Annotated in this window: 22 protein-coding genes, 1 tRNA gene and 5 pseudogenes; 23 read left to right on the top strand and 5 right to left on the bottom strand. The window is 55.8% G+C overall.

What is annotated here, in order from left to right; translation table 11 throughout:
* The first annotated feature begins 3 nt into the window (after positions 1–3).
* The 18 genes and pseudogenes from TU79_RS10705 to TU79_RS10625 all read left to right on the top strand — a co-directional run bounded on the left by TU79_RS10705 (position 4) and on the right by TU79_RS10625 (position 16,863).
* Positions 4–1,032 (top strand): hypothetical protein, encoded by a 1,029-nt coding sequence (locus TU79_RS10705; RefSeq protein WP_057007965.1) that lies wholly within the window; start codon positions 4–6, stop codon positions 1,030–1,032.
* 55 nt (positions 1,033–1,087) lie between these two features.
* Positions 1,088–1,297: a hypothetical protein gene (locus TU79_RS10700; protein ID WP_057007964.1), complete on the top strand. Its 210-nt coding sequence runs from the start codon at positions 1,088–1,090 to the stop codon at positions 1,295–1,297.
* Between the two features lie 40 nt (positions 1,298–1,337).
* The gene (locus TU79_RS10695; protein ID WP_057007963.1) at positions 1,338–1,727 is read left to right on the top strand and encodes a hypothetical protein; all 390 of its coding nucleotides are present in this window, start codon (positions 1,338–1,340) and stop codon (positions 1,725–1,727) included.
* A gap of 3 nt (positions 1,728–1,730) precedes the next feature.
* Positions 1,731–2,111, top strand: coding sequence for a hypothetical protein (locus TU79_RS10690; RefSeq protein WP_057007962.1), 381 nt, complete (start codon positions 1,731–1,733; stop codon positions 2,109–2,111).
* 2 nt (positions 2,112–2,113) lie between these two features.
* Complete coding sequence (locus tag TU79_RS10685; protein ID WP_057007961.1) at positions 2,114–2,494, top strand: hypothetical protein; 381 nt, start codon at positions 2,114–2,116, stop codon at positions 2,492–2,494.
* Positions 2,494–2,898 carry a phage tail terminator-like protein gene (locus tag TU79_RS10680; RefSeq protein ID WP_057007960.1) on the top strand — a complete coding sequence of 135 codons (405 nt, stop codon included), beginning with the start codon at positions 2,494–2,496 and terminating at the stop codon, positions 2,896–2,898. The genes TU79_RS10685 and TU79_RS10680 overlap by 1 nt, the downstream gene beginning before the upstream one ends.
* A gap of 61 nt (positions 2,899–2,959) precedes the next feature.
* A pseudogene (locus TU79_RS10675) lies at positions 2,960–3,820 on the top strand (phage tail tube protein); the annotation flags it as partial.
* A 21-nt stretch (positions 3,821–3,841) separates the two neighbouring features.
* Entirely contained in the window at positions 3,842–4,129 is a 288-nt protein-coding gene (locus tag TU79_RS26535) for an Ig-like domain-containing protein (RefSeq protein ID WP_269457983.1), read from the top strand.
* Between the two features lie 57 nt (positions 4,130–4,186).
* Complete coding sequence (locus tag TU79_RS10670) at positions 4,187–4,702, top strand: hypothetical protein (RefSeq protein WP_057007959.1); 516 nt, start codon at positions 4,187–4,189, stop codon at positions 4,700–4,702.
* Between the two features lie 311 nt (positions 4,703–5,013).
* A pseudogene (locus TU79_RS26890) lies at positions 5,014–5,766 on the top strand (tape measure protein); the annotation flags it as partial.
* A gap of 966 nt (positions 5,767–6,732) precedes the next feature.
* Positions 6,733–8,997, top strand: a complete 2,265-nt coding sequence (locus tag TU79_RS26885; protein ID WP_414896203.1) for a phage tail tape measure C-terminal domain-containing protein — start codon at positions 6,733–6,735, stop codon at positions 8,995–8,997.
* Positions 8,994–9,506, top strand: coding sequence for a transposase (locus TU79_RS10655; RefSeq protein WP_069665367.1), 513 nt, complete (start codon positions 8,994–8,996; stop codon positions 9,504–9,506). The genes TU79_RS26885 and TU79_RS10655 overlap by 4 nt, the downstream gene beginning before the upstream one ends.
* Positions 9,503–9,988: a DUF1833 family protein gene (locus tag TU79_RS10650; protein ID WP_057007956.1), complete on the top strand. Its 486-nt coding sequence runs from the start codon at positions 9,503–9,505 to the stop codon at positions 9,986–9,988. Before TU79_RS10655 ends, TU79_RS10650 begins: the two co-directional genes overlap by 4 nt.
* Positions 9,989–9,990: 2 nt before the next feature.
* On the top strand, positions 9,991–10,398 hold the full coding sequence (locus TU79_RS10645; RefSeq protein ID WP_057007955.1) for a hypothetical protein: 408 nt from the start codon (positions 9,991–9,993) through the stop codon (positions 10,396–10,398).
* Positions 10,370–13,093 carry a host specificity factor TipJ family phage tail protein gene (locus tag TU79_RS10640; protein ID WP_057007954.1) on the top strand — a complete coding sequence of 908 codons (2,724 nt, stop codon included), beginning with the start codon at positions 10,370–10,372 and terminating at the stop codon, positions 13,091–13,093. Before TU79_RS10645 ends, TU79_RS10640 begins: the two co-directional genes overlap by 29 nt.
* Positions 13,094–13,151: 58 nt before the next feature.
* Positions 13,152–14,864 (top strand): glycosyl hydrolase family 28-related protein, encoded by a 1,713-nt coding sequence (locus TU79_RS10635; protein WP_057007953.1) that lies wholly within the window; start codon positions 13,152–13,154, stop codon positions 14,862–14,864.
* Between the two features lie 953 nt (positions 14,865–15,817).
* Entirely contained in the window at positions 15,818–16,351 is a 534-nt protein-coding gene (locus tag TU79_RS10630; RefSeq protein WP_057007952.1) for a glycoside hydrolase family 19 protein, read from the top strand.
* On the top strand, positions 16,348–16,863 hold the full coding sequence (locus tag TU79_RS10625) for a lysis system i-spanin subunit Rz (RefSeq protein ID WP_057007951.1): 516 nt from the start codon (positions 16,348–16,350) through the stop codon (positions 16,861–16,863). Before TU79_RS10630 ends, TU79_RS10625 begins: the two co-directional genes overlap by 4 nt.
* 70 nt (positions 16,864–16,933) lie before the next feature.
* On the opposite strand, the gene TU79_RS10620 is transcribed toward TU79_RS10625, so the two are convergent.
* Entirely contained in the window at positions 16,934–17,698 is a 765-nt protein-coding gene (locus tag TU79_RS10620) for a hypothetical protein (protein ID WP_057007950.1), read from the bottom strand.
* Between the two features lie 420 nt (positions 17,699–18,118).
* Between TU79_RS10620 and TU79_RS26005 the strand changes: the two genes are divergently transcribed.
* Positions 18,119–18,187: transfer RNA gene (locus tag TU79_RS26005), tRNA-Pro, on the top strand.
* A 96-nt stretch (positions 18,188–18,283) separates the two neighbouring features.
* Here the strand turns inward: TU79_RS26005 and TU79_RS26795 are convergent.
* A pseudogene (locus TU79_RS26795) lies at positions 18,284–18,429 on the bottom strand (tyrosine-type recombinase/integrase); the annotation flags it as partial.
* A gap of 365 nt (positions 18,430–18,794) precedes the next feature.
* Here TU79_RS26795 and TU79_RS25215 point away from each other — a divergent pair.
* Positions 18,795–19,070 (top strand): annotated as a pseudogene (locus tag TU79_RS25215) (energy transducer TonB family protein); the annotation flags it as partial.
* A 58-nt stretch (positions 19,071–19,128) separates the two neighbouring features.
* Here the strand turns inward: TU79_RS25215 and TU79_RS25210 are convergent.
* Positions 19,129–19,473, bottom strand: a complete 345-nt coding sequence (locus TU79_RS25210) for a hypothetical protein (protein WP_156418193.1) — start codon at positions 19,471–19,473, stop codon at positions 19,129–19,131.
* Between TU79_RS25210 and TU79_RS10610 the strand changes: the two genes are divergently transcribed.
* The gene (locus TU79_RS10610; protein WP_057008191.1) at positions 19,468–20,067 is read left to right on the top strand and encodes a histidine phosphatase family protein; all 600 of its coding nucleotides are present in this window, start codon (positions 19,468–19,470) and stop codon (positions 20,065–20,067) included. The genes TU79_RS25210 and TU79_RS10610 overlap by 6 nt on opposite strands.
* Positions 20,068–20,993: 926 nt before the next feature.
* Here TU79_RS10610 and TU79_RS26880 read toward each other — a convergent pair.
* A pseudogene (locus TU79_RS26880) lies at positions 20,994–21,200 on the bottom strand (hypothetical protein); the annotation flags it as partial.
* Positions 21,201–21,440: 240 nt separating this feature from the next.
* The gene (locus tag TU79_RS10600; RefSeq protein WP_057007947.1) at positions 21,441–21,872 is read right to left on the bottom strand and encodes a hypothetical protein; all 432 of its coding nucleotides are present in this window, start codon (positions 21,870–21,872) and stop codon (positions 21,441–21,443) included.
* A 201-nt stretch (positions 21,873–22,073) separates the two neighbouring features.
* On the opposite strand from TU79_RS10600, the gene TU79_RS10595 reads away from it, so the two are divergent.
* Together TU79_RS10595 and TU79_RS10590 are read left to right on the top strand one after the other, a co-directional pair.
* Entirely contained in the window at positions 22,074–22,586 is a 513-nt protein-coding gene (locus TU79_RS10595; protein WP_057007946.1) for a GNAT family N-acetyltransferase, read from the top strand.
* Between the two features lie 391 nt (positions 22,587–22,977).
* Positions 22,978–23,289: a cupin domain-containing protein gene (locus TU79_RS10590; protein ID WP_057007945.1), complete on the top strand. Its 312-nt coding sequence runs from the start codon at positions 22,978–22,980 to the stop codon at positions 23,287–23,289.
* The last annotated feature ends 159 nt before the right edge of the window (positions 23,290–23,448 follow it).

The raw sequence follows: 23,448 nt of genomic DNA, 5'->3' as shown, positions 1-23,448 counted from the left end.
GCAATGCCAACCATTCTCTCGGACGTGATCTTCCGCGACGAACTGCGCGACTACATCACCGTCAACAGCGTTGAACGCACTGCGTTCTTCCAGTCGGGCATCCTGACCAGCAACAGCGACATGACCACGCTGCTGGCCAGCCCATCCAACACTTTCACCATTCCGTGGTGGGTTGACCTGGATGCGTCCATCGAGTCGAACTACTCGAACGACGTGTACACCGACATCGCGGTGCCGCTGTCGGTCACCAGCGCTTCCATGCAGGCGCGCGCCGCGTACCTCAACGAAGGCTGGAACTGCATGAACCTGGTGAAGAACATCACCAACCAGGATCCGCTGGAGTTCGTCGCCGGTCGACTGATCTCCTACTGGCAGCGGGTGGCCCAGCGCCGCACCATCGCCACGGCGGTGGGCATCTACAACGACAACATCGCCTCCAACGGCGGCGACATGGTCGTGGACGCCGGCGGCATCATCGGCCCGGCTGCGGTGATTCGCGCCAAGGGCACCATGGGCGACTACAGCGGCCAACTGGGCGGCCTGAGCGTGATCGCCATGCACTCGGCGGTGCACACCGAGCTCTCGATCCAGAACCAGATCGACTTCACTCCGATCGCCGACCAGATCCCTGAGTTCGGGCGTTTCCAGGGCATGCGTGTTGTGCTGGATGACGGCCTGCCAGTAATCGGCACCGGTGCCAGCGCCAAGTACCTGTCCATCATCTTTGGCCCTGGTGCAATCGGCTTTGCCGAAGAAACCCCGCCCGGTGAAGACGGCCTGGAATACGACCGCGCGCCAGATCGTGGCAACGGTGGTGGTACTGAAACCCTGTGGACTCGTCGCAACTTCGTTGTGCATCCGCTGGGCTTCTCGTTCGACAGCGTGACCATCACTGGCACGCCGACCACCACTCGCCCAATCTCGGCGAACTGGGCTGACCTGGCCCTGGCTACCAACTGGAGCCGCAAGTTCGCTCGCAAGCAGGTGCCTATGGCGTTCATCACCTCCCTCGTTACCGCTCCAGCAGCGTAAACGGGCGTGCGGCGGGTGAGTTGCCCGCCGCACAGCACTGATCCAGGAGAAAATCATGACCGTTCAAAAAGACAATCACATCGACCCGAACATCAAAGCCCGCTGGGGTTTCGGTGGAACTGAAGGCGCCGTAACCGTAGGCCCACAAACCGTGGGCCAGACCGGTGGGGTTGACTCGGCGCGTACCGAGTCGGATGAAAAGGCGGCGCGCAACAACGGCGGCGGTGAAAATACCGAAGCAGCGAAGGCCACCAAAGGCAAGTAACACCCGGGGCCTAGGCCCCACTCATTCAAGCGGAGGCCAGATGGCTACCTACATCACTGTGGCGGACGTTGACGCCATCCTAGGCTCGGCATGGGCACCAGATGACAAGAAGGCCCGCGCAGTGCTGCAGGCGAATGCCTATCTGACCTCGCTCAATCTGGCCGGCGTCGATATGTCGGCTATTCCTGAAGAGGTGAAGCAGGCCGGCGCCGAACTGGCGGTGGTCGCCTCCCAGGGCAAGCTGTACCAGCAGCATACCGAGGGGTCGCTGGAGGCCAAGACGGTCAAGGCCGGATCGGTAACCACCAGCAAGACCTTCGCGTCTATCGACACAACCAAGTCCAGTTCGCTGCCCGACGGCGTGCAGTTCGCCCTGGGCCTTCTCGGCCCCTGGCGTACCAGTGCCTTCAGCTTCAACGTGTACAGGTGACCCATGGGCCTACGTGAAGAGATCCAGGCGGACCTAGCTGAGGCTTTCGATACTGACCTCGCAGATGCTGTTCAGCCATTCACCGGTGAATACCTGGGCCAAGGCGTTTACGACCCATTGACCGAGGAGACGACCTCCCAGCCTGTTACCTACACAGGGCGCGGGGTTCTTGACAGCTACGACAGCCGGCGCATCGACAACATCAACATCAAGGTCGGCGATGTGCTGCTGATCTGCCTGGCAAACGAAACGACTGATATTCCTGCTGTCGGCCACAAGATAACGGCTCCCGACTTGCTCACCGGCGCGCAGGTCGCTTACCAGGTGGTTAGCCCTGGCATCGATCCAGCAAAAGCGCACTACGAAATTCAGCTGAGGAAATAGACATGGCTGGCGGATGGAGTACGTCACCTGCATTATTCGCTGATGTGGTCGAGCAGAGTATCGTCAAGCGAGTGCGGATCATCGCCATGGACATGCTGGGCGAAGTGGTTCTGCGGTCACCAGTGGACACCGGACGCTTCCGCGGTAGCCACACAATCAGCATCGGCAGTCCGGTTTATTCAGATTCCGGGCGACTGGACCGCAGCGGCGGGAGCACCACCAGTGCTGGGTTATCTGCCTTAACTGGGCTTGAGCCATTCACCCAGGTATTCATCCAGACCAATCTGCCTTATGCCCAAAAGCTCGAGGATGGTCATTCCAAACAAGCGCCCGCTGGTATCTACAGGGTGGCTTTCCATGGCGTTTCGCAGGCGTACAGCTGATGACCTTTGAACAGATTCGCGGCATTGTCATAGGCCGAATGACAGCGTGGGCAGGAATTCCAGCAAGTTCCGTCGATTATCCGAACGCCCCTCAGCCTTTTGACCCGGCGGGTAAAACGATCTGGGCAAGACTCGCAGATGTACCGGGCCTATCCAGTTCCCCAGAGGTAGGGTTAGGCCCTAGCGTTCGTCGAACCGGGATAATCGTCATTCAGCTATTTGTTCCGACGTACAAGGGCACGCTTGCCATCACGCGAGCCGCTGACACGCTTGTTCAGCACTTTGAGTATTACAGTGATCCATCTGGTCCTTTTGATTGTTTCGCCGCCTCTGCACAGGTTGTAGGCGACGACGGCCTTGGCTGGTACCAGGTCAACTTGCAAATCCCATACAGGGCTTATTGAGCCCGCCACACTCACCGCCACATGGCGGTTTTTTTACGCCTATTGATAGGAGAAACACCCCATGTCCAGTGGTGCCAAGGTCTCAACCGCGTGGAAGCGCGAGATCACCCCAGGAATCACCCCACCCGGCGACTGGAATGTCCTGACCCGGGTCAGCTTCGGCCTGTTGCCGACTTACAACTCGGAAGAGAATAACGAAATCGGCGCTGACCGGATGGCCCAGGGCACAGCCCAGACCACCGTGGACGTGGGTGGCGACGTTGAGACCAAGCTGCGTTTCGGCGCGCTGGACGACTTCATGGCCTCCTGCTTCGGCAAGGATTGGGTCGGCAACGTCCTGACCATGGGCAATGACCGTATTTCGTTCTCTATTGGCTCGTATGCAAGCGATGTAGGTATTGCTGCAATCGCCCGCGGCGCTCAAGTGGCGACGATGAACTTCGAGATCCCGAACGACAACGAGATCAACGTCACCACCACCTTTGCAGCGATCGCCTGGGACGACAAGGCTGATAACACGTCTTTCATTGTCAACCCACTGTCGGAAGTCAGCTAGCGGCGCTACGGTTTCAAGGACGTGACTGGTCTGAAGATCAACGGCGTGCAGCTGGGCGAGGACAATGCCTGCGTCGACAGCTTCAACCTGCAGTTCGACAACAGCGTCCAGACTCAGCGCTGCATCGGTAACGGCAACCCGTTCCCGGGCAACATCATCCCGACCACCTTCACTCCGTCTGGCTCTATCACCATGAGCTGGTCGAAAGCCGCCTACAACTACTGGAAGTCGCAGCAGACCGGCGACGCACTGAGCTTCGAGTTCACGCTGAACAATGCCGACGGCGGCTACACCTTCCTCCTGCCGGAAATGGAAGTGAGCGGTGATTGGCCGGACGGTGGCTCGACCGACATCATCCAGGTTGAACTGAGCTACACCGGTCGCCGCGTGCCGCCGACCATCACCCGTCTGCCAGCGCCAATCGTCATCGCCGCCGTAGATATCAGCCCTGGCACCGCCAGCGTTGCCGTGGGCGCCACAGTGGACCTGGAGGCTGCCGTAACTCCTGTGGGCGCAAGCCAGCTGGTTACCTGGACTACTTCCGACGCAACCAAGGCAAGCGTCAGCGCTACCGGCCTAGTCAAAGGTGTGGCCGTTGGTACCGCAACCATCACCGCCACCAGTAAAGCGGATGTCACCAAAACAGACACTGCAACAATCACCATCACCGCCTAACCCCTTTGCCTGGTGCGCCCTGCGGTGCGCGCCGGGCCTTTTACCGCAGAGGAATTTATGGCTCTCGTCATTACTCAGGCTCCAAAGCTGGACCTTGAAGGCACGCGCTGGGTCGATATCGACAAGGGTGTGAAGATCAAGATCGGGTCAGCCGGCAACCCAAAGTTTAAATCTCACCACGCGCTGATCCAGCGGCACCAGGCTGTGGTGGATTCTCGCTACGGTGTCGGCACGGATGGTTTTGATCCAGCGAACACTGAAATTTCCGAGATTGAGAGCATGGATGACATGCTGGTCGATCTAGTTTGCAAGCACCTGATTCTTGATTGGGAGGGAGTGGAGGAGGCCGAAGCGCCAGGTGTCGACACTCCATACACTCAGGAGCGCGGCAAGCTTCTCATCGCTGTGCGCCCTGACGTGTATTTCATCGCCCTCAAGGTTGCCAGCGACATCGCCACGCGTGCCGAAGAGAAGGTAGCCGGAACCGTGGGAAAGCCCTCGCGGCGTACCAGTGGGGGCGCGACTGGGCAGGCCAATCCAACGAGAAAAAGCGCTGGAAAGAAGAGCGCTTAGGGGGTGGTGTTCCAGAAGCGCCTGTAATTGATGGCGTGACCGCCGAAATACTTCAGGCCTACGCAATCATAGGCCGCTCTCGGCAGTACGTGGGAATGATGGGGGCGCCCGCTCCAATCGGTCCAGCTGCCATCGGCGATTACTTGAGTAGGTATCCCTCCGCGATAAGTCGTGAGGAGTTCGACTCCGCTATTTTCGCCCTTGACGATGACTTCCGGAAGAGCTGGGAAGAGCAGCAGGAAAGGGACAAGCCAAAGACACCGAAAAAACCGTAACCCGCTCAGCGGGTTTTTTAACGCCTGGAGAAAGTTATGGCGCAGGAATCCCGGCTATCGATAGTCATCGACTCGCGAAGCGCTCAACAGCAGGTCGACGCGCTCAGAGGCAGCCTGAACAGCCTGCAAAACTCTGGTTCCCAGGCTACGGTCAGTGTTCGCGGGCTTGGGTCGGCTGCAAAGGCTGCGGCAGGCGCATTGGCTGGGATCGGTGTTGGTCGCCTATCCAGCAGCCTGCTGGAGATGACTGATCGATTCAAGACCATGTCCGGCCAAATCAACCTGGTCAGCACCTCGACCGCCGAGGCAGCCCGCACTTTCGAAACACTGAAGGCGATGGCGAACTCCACAGGCTCAAGCTTGGAAAGCACCGTAACGCTGTTCACCCGGATGTCGAACGCCACCCGTGGTGCAGGCTTCTCCCAAGAGCAGCTGCTCAAGGCGACGGACGCGGTCAACAAGGCGTTTCTGGTATCGAGCGCAACGCAGCAGGAAGCAACAGCGGCAAGTATCCAGCTTTCCCAGGCAATGGCATCCGGCGTACTTCGCGGAGAAGAGCTGAACAGCGTAATGGAACAGGCGCCGCGTATCACTCGCGCTCTGTCCGAGTACCTGGGCGCGTCCAATGGACAGATCCGCGCTATGGCTGCCGAGGGCAAGATCACATCCGAAATCGTGATGAACTCCCTGCTGCGCTCGCTTTCATCCCTGAACAAGGAAGTGGCCACCATGCCGCCCTTGTTCGAGCGCGCGTCGCAGGTGCTGAAAAACAACTTTCTCGCCGCAATTGGTCAGGTTGATACCCAGCCGGCCATTGATTCCGTGAAATCACTTGGAGAGGCGTTTGCCTCTCCGGAGATCATCAGCAACATCAAGACCCTTTCTACCTCCCTGTCGAGCATCGCAAGCATTGGGGTTCAAGGGTTTCAGGGCCTGGTGTCGAACATTGACGCCCTGATTGCAGTTACCGGCGCCTACGCCGCCCGGGTTGGTACGGGGCTGGTCATATCTTTGGCAGCATCAGCAAAGGCCCGCTATGACTCGATAGTTGCCACGCAAGCGCAGATCGTTGCGGAGCGTCAAGCAACACTCTCGGCAGCAGATGCAGCCGCACAGGCAAGCCGAAGCGCTGTCGCCGATCAGGCCGCGGCGCTGGCGACTGCGCAGCGGACACTGGGGGAAACAGCGGCGGCAAGAGCATTCCAGGCAAATGCGCTGGCGCAGATCCAGGCGGTTCAGGCCCAGCTTGTCGCTGATCGAACTCTTGAGCAGCATCGCCTGCGTGCGCAGATTACCGATGTTGGTCGTCAGCAATCCTTGGCTCGCCTGGCTGAAATCCGTTTGGCGGAGGCGGCAGTAACCACTCAGCAAACAGCAGCTCAGTCTGCACATAACCAATCCTTGAGCGCCGAGACCATCGCTCAATCTCGAGTGACTGCCGCAAACGTGGCATTGGTCGCCTCGCGAGAAGCTGACACTGCTGCAGTCGCGGCACAAAGTGCAGCACAATTACGCCTTAATGCAGCACAAAGCACGGGTGCCCGCGCCTCTTCCGCATTGCTCGGTCTGGCAGGCGGGCCTATTGGCTTGCTGACCACGGCCATCACCGTCGCCGCCGGCGCTGCACTGTACTTCGCCACTAGCAGTGATAGCGCGACACAATCGCTAATCGACCAAAACCTCACGCTTGACGATTCGATTGATAAGTATCGCAAGCTGACAGCCGAGCAGCAGCGTTACCAGTCCGCAGCTTGGATGGAGTCGGAGCGTAAGGCTCTGGAGTCGGCCACCAGTGCACTTAACGACTATTTCAATCGCGCACAGGCTGGCCTGTCTTCAGTTGGGGCATCCGGCGTCGAGTCTGTCGGCGAATTTCAGCGGATGTTCGATGAGGTTAAATCTGGACAACGCTCTCTTGACTCGCTTACAGGGTGGATTAGCAGCAACACGCAGGTATCCGCCGTTTACCGTGAAGAGTTGGTCAGGCTTGCTGCTTCGTACTCAAGCAGCAGCCAGAAGGCAGCCGATTTCCAGGCCTTGCTTGGGAAGAGCAAGGAGCCTCTTGATAAGGCGGCGGCGGGTGCGCGAGCTCTAGCTGATTCTCAGTCTGCATCCTCTGCTGCGGTATCGGGCGGGGCGCAGGCTTGGGATAAGTACATTTCGCAACTTACCCAGACCAGAGATCTGATCGGGGCGAACGCCGCCCAGGAGGCCGCGTACAGTGCTACGAAGGCCGGCTTCAATACTCAGCAGATCGAATATGCACGCCTGATTGGACAGCAGACTGACCTTCTGAAGAAGTATGAGCAGGCAGTCAAGGACGGCAAAGCCGAGGAGCAGTCGCGCCTCAAGGTCCAGCTGACAGCTTCTATAACTGCTTCGGAGGCGATAAAGGCTCAGACCGAAAGCCAAGCACAGTCCATGAAGAAGATGGCAGAGCAGGCAGAGTCGAGCGCGAAGCGCCAGGTTGACGCAATCCAGACGGTTATTGACCAGACGGTTCGCTATGCCAAGGGTCTATCGCTCGTAGAGACCTATCAGCCCAAGCAAAACCTTCAGGGCTCTTCGCTGCTTACCTTCGGCCAGGCTCAGCCACCGAAGCAGGAAGCAAAAGCGCAGACCAAAACTGTCGCGCAGATGGTCCAGGATGTTCTGGACCAGATCGACGGCAACACAGACACAAAGACCAAAAAGCCAAAGGCTGAAAGTGGCCTTGCCAGCAAACTAAGCGCCGCTCAAACGGCGTTTGATGGGCTGTATAAGGCAGCACAGCCAGCCAAGTTTGCGCTTCAGGAGTACGTAGAGAAGCAGGGGCAGTTGGCTCTTCTGCTGTCGAAAGGGAAAATCACTCAAGACGAATACAACCAGGCCCTGGCCCAGGTATCCGTCAACTACGCCGCGGCCATCAAGGGTGCCCAGGGCCTGACCCAGGCCGAGCAATACCGGGCGGCGCTGGAGAAAAAGCGCAGTACCGAGAGTGAAGGGTATGCGCTCGACGCGGCCTCTGTAGGAATGGGCGATCAGCAATCCGAGCGGATGCGAAAACGCATCGAACTGGAGAAGCAGACAAATGACACGATCATTGCCCTGCAAACGGAGTTGTCGAATGCCACCACAGAGAAGCAGCGTCAGGACCTGCAAGGGCAAATTGACCTGCAGCGCGAGTTCCTTCCTCTACGCATAGCAGATATGCAAGCCGGCTGGTCTCAGATGGACCAGGCCATGCTCAACCCTATAAACGGTTGGACGGCTGCGGTGCAGAACTTCGGCACCCAAGCAACGGACATCGCAGGTCAGACGCAATCGATCTTTTCCGCAGCCTTTAACACGATCTCCACGGATATCACCTCAGCGATCATGAGCGGCACCTTGTCGTTCAGCGCGCTCGGCGATATCGGTAAGAACGTACTGCGCGAGATCATCGCCGGCTTCGTCAAGATGGGCGTCCAGATGGTGGTTAACGCCGCGCTGAGCGCAACTCTTGGGGCGGCGAGCACAGCAGCAACAGCTGCGCTGGCTGGCACTACCGCTGCCGCTTGGGCTCCGGCGGCGGCATTGGCTTCCCTGGCGAGCTTCGGTGGTAACTCCATTCCGGCGGCCGCAGCACTGACCTCAACCACTGCGCTTGCATCGACCTTGGCAGTGATTCCAGGGTTCGCCACCGGTGGCTACTTTACTGGCGCAGGTACAGCGAAGTCCGATAGCAACCTGGCACGCATAAGCGACGGCGAGTTCATCGTAAACGCTTCGGCTACCGCCAGGAATCGTGGGTTACTTGAGTCTATCAATGCGGGCGACAACATGCCCGCAAGGTCGTCTTCATCCTCATCGGGGGCTAATAGCTCTCAGATTAGTGTCGCCGTGCATATCCATGAGGACGCCTCAAAGGCTGGTCGGTCCGAGAGCCGCCGTGAAGGTAATCAGGTTGATGTCGATGTGTGGGTGGCCAACGTCAGCAATGACGGCTCTGCACACCAGCTGCTTGTTGAAAAATACGGATTATCTACGGTGGGCTCATGATTAAGTACCCGAAAGAACTGCCGTTGCCACTCCAGGACGGATACAAGCTCAGCACTGAAAACCCAAAGATGGAGACTCAGTTAGAGTCAGGGCGATACAGGGAGCGCCGCAAGTTCACCTATGTTCCGACGACCATACGCGCTCGCTGGAACATGGATGAGGCGCAGATGGCGTTCTTCGAATCATGGTTTGCCAGGACACTTGTGGACGGCACTCTATGGTTTGAGGCAACGCTTAAAACCCCAGCGGGCTTCAAGGATTACATCTGCAAAATCAAAGGCATGTATGACGGCCCGGAGCTGGTCCAGGTGAGTAGATACGAGATATCGGCCACGCTACTTCTGCGCGACCGACCACTGATAGCGCCAGGTTGGGAAGGATTCCCTGAATACTGGTTCAACAAGGAAATTATTGACCTGGCCATTAACAGAGAGTGGCCGCTCAGCCCATATCAGACGCACATGGGGGCATTTGACTCTGGCGTAAACGAGGAGTGGCCCGAGGTATGAACCCACTCGACGTTTGCTACGCATCGCCAGGTACCGAGGTATTGATACCGACATTTGAAATATCCAGCTCAGGCTGGAGCGAATCGGTCCTGATTTGCGCGGGCTTCGAAAATCAGGCGTGCGGTACCGAGGACGGGCGCGCCGTGACGTTCCTCGCCGGAGGGTTGGACGTTTCGTACCCGACCAAGGACAACACCGGCAGCCAGACAGTTACGTTTGCGATTGATGGCGTCACAGGTCAGGCGCAAAGGCTGATTCGTCAGGCAATGGACGCCGATGCAATCATCCGCGCCACTCTTCGCCTTTATCTGAGCACGGACCTCAGCCAGCCATCCCAAAGGCCCTATTACCTGGTCGTGAGCGGCGGGAGCTTCGAAGGTGCAACAATCCGTGTCGATGGCGGTTACTTCAACCTCATCGACACGAACTTCAACCGCGAAACCTTCAACGCCCTCAACGCCCCCTGCATTAAGTACCTATAACCATGCCATCACGATACCTAACTGCCATCTACCAAGACGGCGGTCGCGAACTGCCGTCCGTAGATTGCTGGGGCCTGACGACGATAGCCAGGTCGGAGCTGTACGGCCTGCCTGGTCTATCCAAGTTTGGAGAGGTGACGCGCCTGGGCATTCACGCCTTCCAGCGCTCCTACAGGGCTGAGGTTGGCAGGGCCCTCGAGCGTTGCGAGCCTTTCCCTGGGGCAATCGCCGCAGCAATGAAGGGCGACATCTGCGCGCACGTTGCTCTCGTAGTGCTCAAAGACGACCGCCTGCAGGTGCTGGAGATCAACCCCGGCAGCGGGGCCAGGATCATCCGGCTTCAGGAATTCAAAGATAACTACATGACGGTGGTGTTCTATCGTGATCGAGATCTATGCAAACAAGCTTGATCAGGATGTATTGCGCGAGTACCGCGTGAGCGCAGAAACCACCGTTGAGCAGTGGCTGATCGACAATGTGAAGGGGTATGAGCGCCGCGACGTTCCGCCCATGAGCATTGCAATCAATGGATGCATGACAAGTCCGTCAGCCTGGGCGGTAGCACGCTTTGACAGTGGTGATCGAGTTCAAATATGGATCGAGCCAAAAGGCACAGACCCGATCTCCATCACCATCGCGGCCATCAAAGGCGTGCAAGCGGTGATGAAACTCATCACGCCGCGCGTAAAGCTGCCAAAGACAGGATCGCCGCAACAAGGCAGCACGCTGGCGAGCGCCAACGCCAAGGCCAACCAGGTCCGCTACGGCGACCCTGTGCGCGAGCTGTTCGGTGAAGACGAGATATTCCCCGATTACATTGTTGAGCCGCGCCGATATTTCAAAGGCCCGCGGGATGAATGGCAGCACATGCTGTTATGCATTACCCGCGGCGAGTGCCAGGTAAACCCGAGCGATATCAAGATCGGGAACACGGCAGTCATATCGCTGGGCGCAAACGCGACAGCCAGGGTGTACGAGCCAGGAGCGGACCTCAGCAATGAGCCGGCCGCCCAGTGGTGGTATCAGGCGCCAGAGGTCGGGGTGACCGCAACTGGCACGTCAGGTATCGAGCTCAAGACTACCGTCACGGTTCCAGCGGTGCCCGGCGCCCAGGCATATCAGTTCAACGGTGATTTGGTCGCCGTCCCAGCTGGAGCCGGGTCTTTCCCTGCTGGCTGGGCTGTCGGCATGATCCTGCGCATCGAGGTCATGTATCAGTACATGGTCACGGCTGGCGGCGGTGCTGGTGGTCGTGATGTGATTTCCGGCCCGCTGGAGCAGCTTGGCGCTTTTCCAGGAATGCAGATCGAGGTAGTTGGGGCGAACGCCGGTCGCTACATCGTCAACGATTTCACGCCGGCTGCCGGTGGTGACCCGGCCCACCTGACGCTCAACACCACCAATGGCGCACCAGTCTCCGGACTTCTGGCCGGGATTGGCTGGGCGTGCATTGGCTATGCAGGCCTGAGGTATCGTCTCACGGCGACAAGCACGTCTCAGATTGCCGTAGACCGCCTGACTGACTCTGGCGTTACAGATAACGACTGGCCAGGGTTTGACTTCATCGAAAGCAACTCAGCCATCCTCAGGCTGGACAACTCAAACCTTGAGGGCGACTGGGCCGGTCCTTTTGCGCTATGCCCGGCAGGAATGAAGGCTACCAAACTTTCCTTCACCGTTTTGTTTCCAAGCGGCTTGGCTGGGGTGAATAGCAAGGGAGACCTCGAACCGTGGAGTGTCACCTACGAGTTTCAGTATCGCGACAGAACAACGGCAGGGGCTTGGGTTTCATTCAGCGAAACGATAAGCGATCGAACCCTGGACCAGATCGGCTTCACCCGTGAGCTCACAACGGCTTCCGCAATAGAGCCAGAGGGCCGCATGCGCCGCATAGGTGCAAAGTCCACCCTGACAAACGTTCAGGACAGCATTCAGTGGTATGACGTTCGCGCACTCCTTCCAAGCCCAAAAAGCTATCCGGGCTGGACGATCATGGCGCTATCCGCTGCCGGCGGTGGCAAGCTTTCAAGCCAAAGCGAAAACAAAGTATCGGTGGTGGCCACCCGAAAGCTGCCGATCTTGGTAAATGGGTCATGGACACCTGACAGCCGAGTAACGCGTGATATTGCTCCAGCGTTCAACTACATCGCGAAGGCGCCAGGCTACCAGGACGCCGACATTGATACGGATGAGCTGGCAGCGTTTGACGCGGTGTGCAAGGCCAGGGGCGACACCTTCAACTTGTCGATTGATTCGCTCATGACGGTCAAGGAGGCACTGAACACCGCGCTTGCGCCGGGCTTTGCGGAGTTCACCATCAGCCGGGGACGATTGCGTCCTGTGCGCGACCAGAAGCGGGAGGGCTTCGATACGGAGTATTTCCCGCCCGGCACGCAAGGTTACTCTGCCCAGAACATGAAGGGGCCGCTGCGCATCAGCTTCAAGTCGCCAGACCCTGGGTCGGAGCATGACGGCGTGGATGTTGAGTACAAGGATCGTCGTACGCGCCAAACCGAGACGGTTAAATGCCGCCTTCCTGGCCAGCTTGGCCTGAAAGCCGAGAAGGTCCAGGCCCTGGGCATAGGCGACCGTGAACGCGCCTACCGTTTAGGGATGCGCCGCGCAAGCGAGACCAGGTATCGACGCTGGAGCTATTCGTTCGAAACGGAACTGGACGGCAACAACAGCGATTACATGGGGCTTGCTGGCGTATCGGATGACACGCCAGGAAGAGGGCAGAGCGCTCTTCTGCTTGGCAGTTCGCTCGGTGCGGGCAGCTACATCCTCGAAAGCTCAGAGCCTTTTATATGGGAAACAGGCGTAGACCACACGGTTGGCATCAGGCGTCAGGACGGCACGCTCAGCGGCCCATGGAAGGCCACAAGGATAGATGAGTACCACCTGAGCATCCCGACTCTCGACTTCACACCCGATACAAGCTGGGGCCGGGAGCCGCCGCACCTGCTGTTCGGCCCTGTAACCCGAGAATGCCACCGCGTTCTGATCAGCAAGGTAACCCCCAAAGGAAGCGAAAGCGTTTCTGTTCAAGGATTCAACTACGACGACAGGGTTTACCTGTACGACAACGCATCAGCGCCAGACTAAATAACTAAGCCCACACAGGCCCGCCATTGAGCGGGCTTTTTTGTGCCCGGAGAAAAGAATGCCATACGACACCCTGAACCCAGTCCCGTCTACCGATCCTCGAGACCTGTATGACACCGCCGCCATCACGGACAAGTACGTGAATGGAGATCAGCCTTTTGTAGCTGATCGACTTGGCAAGCAACGCCGAACCTGGATGGGAATGGAGGAAGACTTCAAAAACGCGCAGGAGGGTCGCGCCACTCAATTCGATCAGTTCTTGGCAGGTTCGGCTTTTGTTTGGCTTGGCGACTACGGTGCCGGAATCACATTTACCAGTCGCAGCCAATACACGGTGCGAAACGGTTACGCGTACCGATTGGCTGACTCCACCACGCTGCCATATACCACCACGGGCAATTGGGCGCTTGAGCAAACCAAGTTCAGCCTGATGAACTCCGACGATATTCTCCGGCAAGAGTTGTCGCAGCCTTCAGGCGCTGGAATGAGCGGGTTTAGCGAGGCTGAAGCCTACCCGCCCGGTACCGTGGGGCTGGCTCTGAAATCCGCCGCACGCAAAACTGTGAAAAGCTTCGGCGCTGTGGGAGATGGCACTACCGATGACACAGCGGCGGTTCTTGCAGCGATTGCGGACGCCGGTGAAAACGGAGTAGTCGTGTTTGATCGTAACTCTGAGTTTCTTGTTTCAGGCGGCGTTGTTGTCCAGCTTACCGGGCAACAGTGGATAGGCGAAGGAGGTCAACGCTCAGCGCGACTTAAAAAGGGGTCTAACGGAGACCTTGTGCGAATGGGGAACCTATCGTCAATCTCAGACCTCACTCTTAATAACAATGGGGATAACTTCACAGGGCGCGGCATTTACATACCTTCGGGCTTTTCCCAAAACCTAACTCGCGTTCGCTCTGTTCGGTCTAAGGGGCCCAGTTTAGAGTTCGCCCAGGATGCGGGAGGGGGCTGCAACGTAGTTGCCTTCGAAGGTGATACGATTGATCAACTTACCGTTGGCGGTATAAGGATCGCTGGCGATACCGGTCCACATCCGAGGCTATTTAACGGCATCTGGCTGTCTGGCGGCATTTTGGACCTGTCGGGACCAGGGGCTGGTAATGGGTGTAGTTTCAGTAATTTCTACATCAGGAACATAAAAACTATCGGGCCTGCTGTGGGCGGTACGGCTCTTTGTCACTTTGCAAACGGGCGGGTAGCGTCCATCAACGACACCACTGTTTTGTCCGGTTCGGATATCACTATGGCAAGTGTCGCCTTTAGTGGTGCGGTTATTTTAGATAACATGCAAGCATTCAAAGCTGAGGCATGTACGTTTGGCGCCGGTATTACTGAAACCTCAACCTCTCGTTTTAACTCCTATAGCGACCAAGTCAAAACATTTGCCCCTACTTGGAGTCAATCAACGAGCCCTCAACCATCGATAGGCAACGGATCATTGACAGGTAAATACTGCCGCCAGGGGTACCTCGTGAAATTTGAGATGACGCTTACAGTTGGATCTACGACGACGTTTGGCAACTCGACAAGTGCTTGGTCGTTTTCCTTGCCCATATCGGGTACGCAGAACAGCCCTCAAGATTTCATTGCCGGTCAATGTTTTGACATTTCCGCGGGTACTGAATTTCTTGTTAACGGTCAGATTGGCGCAGGCTCTAATACATTGACGCTATCCAAAAACGGTTCCGGTGTAAGGGATAGCTTTCCGTTCGCATGGGCGGCTGGGGATACGATAAAAATAAGCATTACTTACATGGCTGTGTAAGATAGATGGCGCCATCTAGGCGCCATTATTTTTACTTACTGTTAATGGGTTTTTTAGAGTGGTGTATATTTCTTGCTGAGTCTCGTGAAGCAAAAAATATGTGCCATATCTGAGTATATTAGATAAGCGCTTCCAGTCCGTAAGTATCAGGTCGGCTGGTTATATTTTGCTGTGCATTAAATTAATTTGTTTGGCTGCGCAGTGGGCAAATTAATATCGCGGCGATTCTAAAAGGGAGTGTTGAATGTTTCAGTTAAAGACTGTTTAACCAAATGACCAGCGGTTCTGTTGGATTTTTTCGCATAGAGAGAAGGACGCCACCACTGAGTAGCAGTTGCTGATCTTCCCGAAAGGCGGGTGCAATGTCGGCGTTTTTGTTCCTGTCCTGTGCATACGGCCATGAACCACTGCGGTGTCGTGGGTACCGCGCGGGTCGCGTCGTTCATTGCCCTGGTCGGGCGTCCGGTGGAGGCAGGAATTGTGATGCCTCACGCAGAAGCAGTCTGGCGGGTTGAGTGCGATTGACGCCGGGCGCAGATTTAATTTATTCCGCGATCCAAATTAGCGCAGCCGTGAGAACAGAAAATACACTACCTAGCACCAAGGTTATCTGGGCGGTAGATGTACAAGATGATGCAAGGTTTTCCCTGTAAAAGCGTTTAATTTGGTATTCGCTAAGCCCAAGTTTTCTGAATGATTTAGCGGTTTTTCTCAGTTCTAGAACTATGCTAATTGCAGTTATGAACAGGGCAATCTTAAATGATAGGATAATTCCGGCCGTATACATTGCAATTCCCTCTCTATTCTAGCTTTATTATTCCCTGGAATTCGCTCGAGCGGCGTAGCATGCCTAGCCAGCACATTATGTAAAAAACTGTAACGCAGCGCAATTCAAGATTAGCTAAAGACCCAAGCCCGCCACTGAGTGGGTTTTTTTGTGCCCGGAGAAAGCCATGCCCATCACTGAGCAGCAACTGCTGCAGATCCTCCCGAACGCCGGCCGCAATGCTGGCGTTTTTGTTCCTGCCCTGAATACGGCCATGAACCACTATGGCATCGTGGGCGCCTCCCGCGGCGCGGCGTTCATTGCGCAGATCGGTCATGAGTCCGGGCAGTTGCGCTGGGTGCGCGAGATCTGGGGCCCCACCGCGCAGCAGCTCACGTACGAAGGCCGTGCCGACCTGGGCAATACCGAGAAGGGTGATGGCTCCAAGTACCGTGGGCGGGGTCTGATCCAGGTCACTGGCCGGGCGAACTACAACGCGTGCGGCGAGGCCCTTGGCCTGGACCTGATCAACAAGCCGGAGCTGCTGGAGTTGCCGCAGCACGCGGCCATGTCGGCTGCCTGGTTCTGGTCGACGCGCGGACTGAACACGCTTGCGGATCAAGGGGAGTTCGTGAAGATCACTCGGCGCATCAACGAGGGCGTGAACGGGTTGGCCGACCGCCAGGCGCTGTACGAAAAGGCGCTGAAGGTGCTGGCATGACGCCGGTGCAGAAGCTGGCCGGCCTGATCGTGCTGGCCCTGGCGCTGATGGCGACCGCCGCCGGCGTAACCTGGCAGGTTCAGGACTGGCGCTTGGGCAATAAGCTCTCCGAGCAGGCCGGCCTGCACAAGGATGACCTGGCCGCGATCAGCAATGCCGCCGCTGCCCAGGTTCGAGCTGAGCAGGACAAGCGGCTGGCCATCGAGAAACAAATCGCCACCCAGGACCAACAACACATCAAGGAATTATCCGATGCCCAACGTAACCAGGCTGCTTTGCGCGATCGCCTTGCCACTTCTGATCTGCGGCTGTCAGTCCTCCTTGCCGAGGATTCAGCCAGTGGCTGCAACGTGCCTTCCGCCGCCGGCGCCGTCGGCGTGGTTCATGCAGCCCGTCGAGCCCAACTTGACCCAGCGCATGCTCAACGAATTATCGCCATCACCGACGCCGGCGACCAAGGACTGATCGCGCTGCGGGCATGCCAGGCGTATGTCAGAGCCGTACTGAGATAAGGGGGGGAATTAAAGGCATAAAAAAGCCCCTGCCATACTTGATGAAGGGGCTTAATTCGCGCGAGCGTACTCAGCCTAGACGGCCTTCCTGCTCTGCAACATGTCGCAACGCCGCAAAAAGATCGTTTTGCTCTTGCTGGGACCATTGGTGCGGCGGAAGTCCGGTCGGAGCAGACAAGGTATCGATGCCCGCAGAAATAGCTCGCTGGGCATCCGTGTCAGGGGACTTCCAATCGCTGATCGCAGTTACCGTTTTCGCCTTCGTATCCATTACGAACCCTCGTTGATGCAATGCGTTGATCATGTCTTGCCCTGTGCCTGGCATGATGCTGAGATTCATTTTGCCTGTTTCAAGTTCCACAAACTTTGTTTCGCCACCAGTGAAGTGGTCTTGCCTGGCGGCGCTTCCGACCGCCGTACGTCCACACAGATTGACTGCATAGCAGTCTTTAGCGAACTGAGCCCCGCTTCCGGAGAATCTAGCCAGCTCACCATGCGCCATGAACATTCCGGCGGAAAAAAAGACATTCGCTGAAGCCTTTTCCACGATTCCAATCGTTACAGAAACAGGAGTCGTCGCCCCTTTGAGAGTGGTCACCACGGGCGGTGGACTGTTGAAGTCGAGAGTCGGCTTCAAAAACCAACCCTTCCACAATTCGATGAGGTGGGCATTTCCAGCAAAAACCATAGCGAACTTTGAGCTCACTGCCAGCTTGTCAAAGCCCGTGTCGTCAACGTAAGCGACGAGATTGGCCTGCCCATCAAAGCTTTCGATGGACCAGCGAGAATCGCTCGTCAAGAGCTTCGCTGTACGACAGATGACGTTTGTGGTCATGCAGTAATCCTTTACCTTGGCTTTGATAGGGGCGCGAGAGTATCAGCGACGCCATCGTATAGCCATACCGTTAGACTTAGCTTCCTCGGAAAAGTCACGTCCAATGTGACTTTTAGGTAGTTCTGCTGCAATTGCGTTGAGTCTAATCCAAGATCCTTAGCTTCGCATGAATGAATGCTGAACGCTTTTCGCCATCGGGCGCGTAAGAGAATGCTTACAAGCGTCTGAGGTTGCCAGCAAAATACTGTATACGCGTACAGTAGTCGAGATACGTCAGATTTGGAAGTGGTGCTCGTCGGCAGGACGCCGAGGAGGGCGGCCTAAAAAGGCTCAGTGACTTTACGAGTGACTTCGTAAATTACGGTTACGCACTGTCAGGCATCGTTGCAGCGAGCGCCAGGCGCGAAGCCTTGTGTTTAGCGGGCTGTAGAGGTGTCCGCTTGCATGGGGTGCTAGGGGTCGAGTGTTCGAATCACTCCGTCCCGACCATATTATTCAATGACTTAGGCCAATGTTCACAGCATTGGCCTTTTTCATGTGCGTGACATTTGCGTGACTTGTCGTTTTTTCACGCCTGCTTCCTCTTCAAATTGTCAGGACCGGTTCGCGAGAATCGGTTGCTGAACCATGTTCGCAGCTTCAATCAGATGCCCGAGCTCCGCGCCCGAGTAGTGACTGGTGATGCTCCCGTTCTTGTGCCCAACTAGGGCCTTGAGATTTTCCTCGGTTATCCGGATCAACGACCCAGGGCCCAGGCGTATGCTTCGTTTCCATGACTGTCTCCACCCGTTGATTCACCCGGTCAGGCGGCGACAGGCTGATTCATAAGTTCGGCGTAGGCGTTGAATGCTTCTTCACGGGTAGAGGCGGGCAAGGACGGGCAGGTCATCAAATTTCGTTGAAACTGTGCTTTTATTGCTGGGCAGTTGAGTGTACTGATAGGCTAAAAATAGCCATGTGCGAGAATCGCACCGCCAAATAGCGAGACATTCGAATGTTCAGATTTTTCCCGGCCACTGTTTTTGCCTTTGTATTTCTCGGCGCCATCTCCGGTTGCTCTTCCACTGCCGAACAAGAAAGAACATTGAGCGCCGAGCTCGTAACGCATTTGAATAAATTCAAGAGTTACCCGATCGCCTCACAATTGGCCGGGATTGAAGGCACAAATCAACTGCGTTTTACAATAGATGGCGACGGAAATGTCGTTTCTTATGAGCTGGTACAAAGTTCAGGCAATGCGGACTTGGACGCGGCCACTCTAGGATTAATCCGTCGCGCCCAGCCATTGCCAAAACCACCCGGCGATTTAATGAAAGATGGCCCGATTACGATCACTGCTCCTCTTATCTACTCTCTAGACGGGAATATCTGAACAGCATTTGCAAAACGTTAAAGTTTTCTGGCGGTTTGGATTACGCGCCGGTGGGTTCTCACAAAGAGGGACGTGCAGCAGTCTTACAATCCGCCGCCGTTATTCGATGACCGTCTTCGCATTCAACGACGCGAATGCCGCTGGTGTATCCATGCTCAGTATTGAGCCTGTTCGCCTCGTGGATGCAGGCGGCCAGGCTGTCATCGGAAAATACGCCAAGGCCTATCGGTGAAACCCAGGTCTCGCTACTGGCGACATCGGCATATTTTGAGCGGACGCTATCGCCTTGGTCGCGTAAGCGTTTGGATAAGACATCTATGCAGAACTCGGTCTTGGTACGTTCACCGGCGACGGAGAGGTACAATCTATCCCTCATTATTTCGCTGAGATGGTTTTCATGCATTTATATATCGTGAGGCATGGTGAAACCTGGGCTAACGCCGAACATCGATACCTTGGGTCTTTTGATCCAGAACTTACAGCGCTGGGCCGTCAGCAAGCTCAAACGCTTTGCGAGCAATTGCCCGCAAGCCTTGATGTACTAGTGGTTTCTCCACGCCTCAGGGCAGTACAAACCGCGAGTATCCTGAATGAACGCTTGAAGCTCTTTCCTGAAATAATGGACTGCTTCAGAGAGCGGGATGTCGGCGTTTTCGAGGGGTTGACTCAAGACGATGCCAAGAAGCGCTATCCGCAACTCTGGTCGCAGAATATCACCCGACTTTGGGATGCCGGGCCCACCGGTGGTGAATCTATTTCTGACGTTGTGAAACGCGTGCAAGACGGTTTAGCTGAGCTGAAATCCAAATACCCCTCTAAAACTGTTTTGCTTGTAGCCCACGGCTTTGTTGCGAAAGTAGCCAGAGCATTGGCCAAAGGGGATTTTTCAGATTTTTACGAATGGCAGCTTTCAAACGGTAACATGTTGTTTTTGCAAAGCTTCAAGATGCCTACACAAAATCTTGAGGCTCTGAGACGATCTCTGCCCATAGCGTGATGCGGGCGACGGCCAGCTTGGCGGCAAATCACTATGTCATCTTGGGCGCCGAGCGTGCAGCGGCGTTCATTGCCCTGGTCGGGCAAGTTCCGGTGGAGGAAGGCGTTGTGATGCCTCACGCTGAAGCAGTCTGGCGGATTGAATGCGATTGAAGGCGGGCGCAGATTCAACTTATTCCGCGATCCAAATTAGCGCAGCCGTGAGAACAGAAAATACACTGCCTAGCACCAAGGTTATCTGGGCGGTGGATGTACAGGATGATGCAATGTTTTCCCTGTAAAAACGTTTAATTGCGTATTCGCTAAGCCCCAGTTTTCTGAATGATTTAGCGGTTTTTCTCAGCTCTAGAAATATGCTAATTGTAGTTATAAACAGGGCAATCTTAAATGATAGGATAATTCCGGCCGTATACATTGCAATTCCCTCTCTGGTCTAACTTTATTATTCCCTGAAATTTGTTCAAGCGACGTCGCATGCCTAGATCCAATCACATTATGTGAAAAACTGTAACGCAGCGCAATTCTAGATTAGCCAAAAACCCAAGCCAGCCCTGAGCGGGCTTTTTCATGGCGCGTTGCGCGCAAGCGCAATCAGCTTTGCTGTGGTGGCCACGCTGGTGACTTGGAGGTGAAAGTCCTCTACACACCCGGCAAGGGGAAGTGTTAGCCGGAGGCAAGGGTGTCGCGGGTGACTGCGAATCTGAAGGAAGCCAGAGGCAAAATGCTGGCCTGACGAACAGCAAGCGGATAGAGGCGGCGCAGCGGGGTAAGGTGGCCATGATCACTAAAGCCCAATACTTGCACGGAACGCTGTGACGTAGATCCGACAGGCATAAGCAGGAAGGTCGCGCGAATTACCCTGGGAGATCTGCACGTTTGCCACTGTGCTACCGAGCGCCGCGAGGTGACGGGATGAGCATGCAGAAGTCAGCCGAAGCCGTAGTAAGTGACGAATAACCCGTCATCCGCTTTCCTTCTCAAGATGGTCAGCGCTGGTCCGCTAGAGTTGCCGACACTTTGTTGGCAGTCTCAATCAAGTGCTGAAAAATTCGAGGCAGAATAGTGGCTCGTAATACTGCCGTTCTTATGCCCCAACAACGTTTTCCCACCTTTCCCCGTCACGCTTGTTGCACGTGATTGGGTAACTTCGGGAACAACAGAGCCTGCTCTTCCCAGAATGTCGGGCAGGGCTTGCGGCTCGACTTCTTTTCCTCAAGCATCGATATCATAGGCACGCTTTCCAGCCAGGGCCGCTTTTCAACATGGCGCCATTACGGGTTTTTTATGAGACTTTGAAGTAGCGGGCTTCTGAGAAAGTCGATGTCAGATCTGACAGCCCAGCGCGGCGCTTCTTGCATCTTGTGTTCGTAGACCTCAGAAAAAAATCTTGAACCAGAAGGGCGCCAGATTCAACGCTATGCCTAGAGCAACGAAGCCAAAAGCTTTCGGTGCCTCGAACGGCTTTCGTGAAGGAGTAAAGAAAATGGCGAGCAACGCTCCGATTAGAACGCCTGGGAAGCTGAAGAAGTAAATCAGCCAACCCATAGACTCTGTGACCCATATGTCAAAAAGGTACAAGTACAGCGCCATTGCTGCGGCGATTCCGCTCAGCATCCCTTGTGGTGCTTTGCAAAGAAGAGCTACGCAAAGAATTATCGCTTGTGGTAACCAGTAGCCCGCAAAATTGGCTAAGAAATACTCATTTTTTGGAGATATTAAGACTGCAACGGCTGGGCTCAGCGCGATACCTATTGCTGCCATAGGTATCCGAGTGGGCTGTGAAATATTCTTTTCTGCTGATCTCATTCCCTGTGACCCTTTTTAAAGCCGAATGATGGTGCGGACAGTTAGCACTAAAGCCTCAATCTTATATTCCCTCCAAACAGAAGAGGGAGCCACATGCGTAGGTTGATGGCGGTGTGCTGCCAGAGTGATTTCTCTCCCTGAAGCCGCTCTCGTGTATAAATACTGCGCAGATTTTGTTCGGTATGGGAGAGTTTCAGCATAATGGACCGCCTGATCTATAGAATGCCCCAAGCCTGTGACGCACAGCGGCTTTTCGCTATTTATAGCGATCCCAACACCAATCTTTTCAACCCGGCAGGGCCCATGAATGACCTTGTCGAAGCGCAGGGCTTATTGAGTCGCTGGATCGAGCATTGGGAAAAGCATTTATACGGTGCGTGGGCTATCGCAAGAAGTGATGCTCCGGAATACGTTATAGGGTTTGGTGGCATTTCCGCCCACGATTACTTGGCTGAACAGCGTGTCAACCTAGGTTATCGCTTCGCTGTCGAGGCTTGGGGTCAGGGCTATGCAACCCAGCTAGGAAGAGATGCGTTGACGTACGCATTTGAAAAGCTTTGTTTGCCAGAAGTTTACGGTCTAGTCAGGCCAGATCATAAAGCCTCTATACGTGTGTTGGAGAAGATCGGCATGCAACCCTTTGGGCAACTGGATGATGTGCCTGGTAAAGCGCCAAGCCTGATGTTTAAGGCGCTTCGAGGCAGGTCAGCCTGATCGCGAGGGAATTCACAGCCATCTGCACAGCGCGCCCAGAGTGCCGAAAATACCGGGCAGCTTCCTGGATAAACAAGGAAGAAAGCGATGAGGGTGATTTTTGTACTGCTGATGATGATTAGCGCCCATGCCTTTGCCGGCTGCGACAGCATTGGAGACTCGGACCAGCGCGCTCACTGCACAGCCAAGCAAGGCAATGGTAGCTGAAACTCGATCTCCGACAGGGATCTACGTGCTCAATGCGATCCTCTGAAGCGTTAGTTTTCAGCACCGACGATGCATTTTAACAACGTTATTCCTTAAGAGATTTTGAGGCCGGAAATGCTACGGTCTCTTCAAGCCAAAGAATGCGTGATAGGCAACTTCAACTCAGCCACCAGGGAGAAAACAATTGAAGGTAATCCGGAGTAAAGAGTTCACCGCTACTCGCGCATGGGGTGCACTGGATATTGCAAACATGCACGGCACGACAGTGCGTCTTCATTGGACGGATCAGCCCTACAAGTGGCATGTGAACGATGGCGAGGAAGTGTTTGCGGTTCTGGACGGCGTCGTCGAAATGCACTATCGCGAGCTAGGTATTGAACACGTTGCTGTGCTGTCGGCGGGGGATGTGTTTTTTGCGGGTATCGGTTGTGAGCACGTTGCCCACCCTCTTGGTGAGGCTCGAGTACTTGTCATTGAGCGCGAGGGTAGCGTGTGATTGAGAGCGGGCTGGTCCGATGCCGCCAGCGCGGGACTGTCATAAATTTTGTGTTCGGGCATAACATGTTGATAGAGGTGCATGTATGCCGACCAAAAAGAAACCGGGCCGTGAGGCCCCGCGAGACCTTCCATCCATTCCCCAAGAGCTGATCGACCA

This window comes from Pseudomonas trivialis (assembly GCF_001439805.1).
GTDB lineage: Bacteria > Pseudomonadota > Gammaproteobacteria > Pseudomonadales > Pseudomonadaceae > Aquipseudomonas > Aquipseudomonas trivialis.
This window is presented reverse-complemented; position numbering and strand designations above follow the sequence as displayed.

Excerpts from the sequence above, each read along its gene's own strand:
- TU79_RS10705 (WP_057007965.1), top strand. The coding sequence starts at position 4 with ATGCCAACCATTCTCTCGGACGTGATCTTCCGCGACGAACTGCGCGAC.
- TU79_RS10700 (WP_057007964.1), top strand. The coding sequence starts at position 1,088 with ATGACCGTTCAAAAAGACAATCACATCGACCCGAACATCAAAGCCCGC.
- TU79_RS10695 (WP_057007963.1), top strand. The coding sequence starts at position 1,338 with ATGGCTACCTACATCACTGTGGCGGACGTTGACGCCATCCTAGGCTCG.
- TU79_RS10690 (WP_057007962.1), top strand. The coding sequence starts at position 1,731 with ATGGGCCTACGTGAAGAGATCCAGGCGGACCTAGCTGAGGCTTTCGAT.
- TU79_RS10685 (WP_057007961.1), top strand. The coding sequence starts at position 2,114 with ATGGCTGGCGGATGGAGTACGTCACCTGCATTATTCGCTGATGTGGTC.
- TU79_RS10680 (WP_057007960.1), top strand. The coding sequence starts at position 2,494 with ATGACCTTTGAACAGATTCGCGGCATTGTCATAGGCCGAATGACAGCG.
- TU79_RS10670 (WP_057007959.1), top strand. The coding sequence starts at position 4,187 with ATGGCTCTCGTCATTACTCAGGCTCCAAAGCTGGACCTTGAAGGCACG.
- TU79_RS26885 (WP_414896203.1), top strand. The coding sequence starts at position 6,733 with ATGGAGTCGGAGCGTAAGGCTCTGGAGTCGGCCACCAGTGCACTTAAC.
- TU79_RS10655 (WP_069665367.1), top strand. The coding sequence starts at position 8,994 with ATGATTAAGTACCCGAAAGAACTGCCGTTGCCACTCCAGGACGGATAC.
- TU79_RS10650 (WP_057007956.1), top strand. The coding sequence starts at position 9,503 with ATGAACCCACTCGACGTTTGCTACGCATCGCCAGGTACCGAGGTATTG.
- TU79_RS10645 (WP_057007955.1), top strand. The coding sequence starts at position 9,991 with ATGCCATCACGATACCTAACTGCCATCTACCAAGACGGCGGTCGCGAA.
- TU79_RS10635 (WP_057007953.1), top strand. The coding sequence starts at position 13,152 with ATGCCATACGACACCCTGAACCCAGTCCCGTCTACCGATCCTCGAGAC.
- TU79_RS10630 (WP_057007952.1), top strand. The coding sequence starts at position 15,818 with ATGCCCATCACTGAGCAGCAACTGCTGCAGATCCTCCCGAACGCCGGC.
- TU79_RS10625 (WP_057007951.1), top strand. The coding sequence starts at position 16,348 with ATGACGCCGGTGCAGAAGCTGGCCGGCCTGATCGTGCTGGCCCTGGCG.
- TU79_RS10620 (WP_057007950.1), bottom strand. The coding sequence starts at position 17,698 with ATGACCACAAACGTCATCTGTCGTACAGCGAAGCTCTTGACGAGCGAT.
- TU79_RS10610 (WP_057008191.1), top strand. The coding sequence starts at position 19,468 with ATGCATTTATATATCGTGAGGCATGGTGAAACCTGGGCTAACGCCGAA.
- TU79_RS25210 (WP_156418193.1), bottom strand. The coding sequence starts at position 19,473 with ATGCATGAAAACCATCTCAGCGAAATAATGAGGGATAGATTGTACCTC.
- TU79_RS10600 (WP_057007947.1), bottom strand. The coding sequence starts at position 21,872 with ATGAGATCAGCAGAAAAGAATATTTCACAGCCCACTCGGATACCTATG.
- TU79_RS10595 (WP_057007946.1), top strand. The coding sequence starts at position 22,074 with ATGGACCGCCTGATCTATAGAATGCCCCAAGCCTGTGACGCACAGCGG.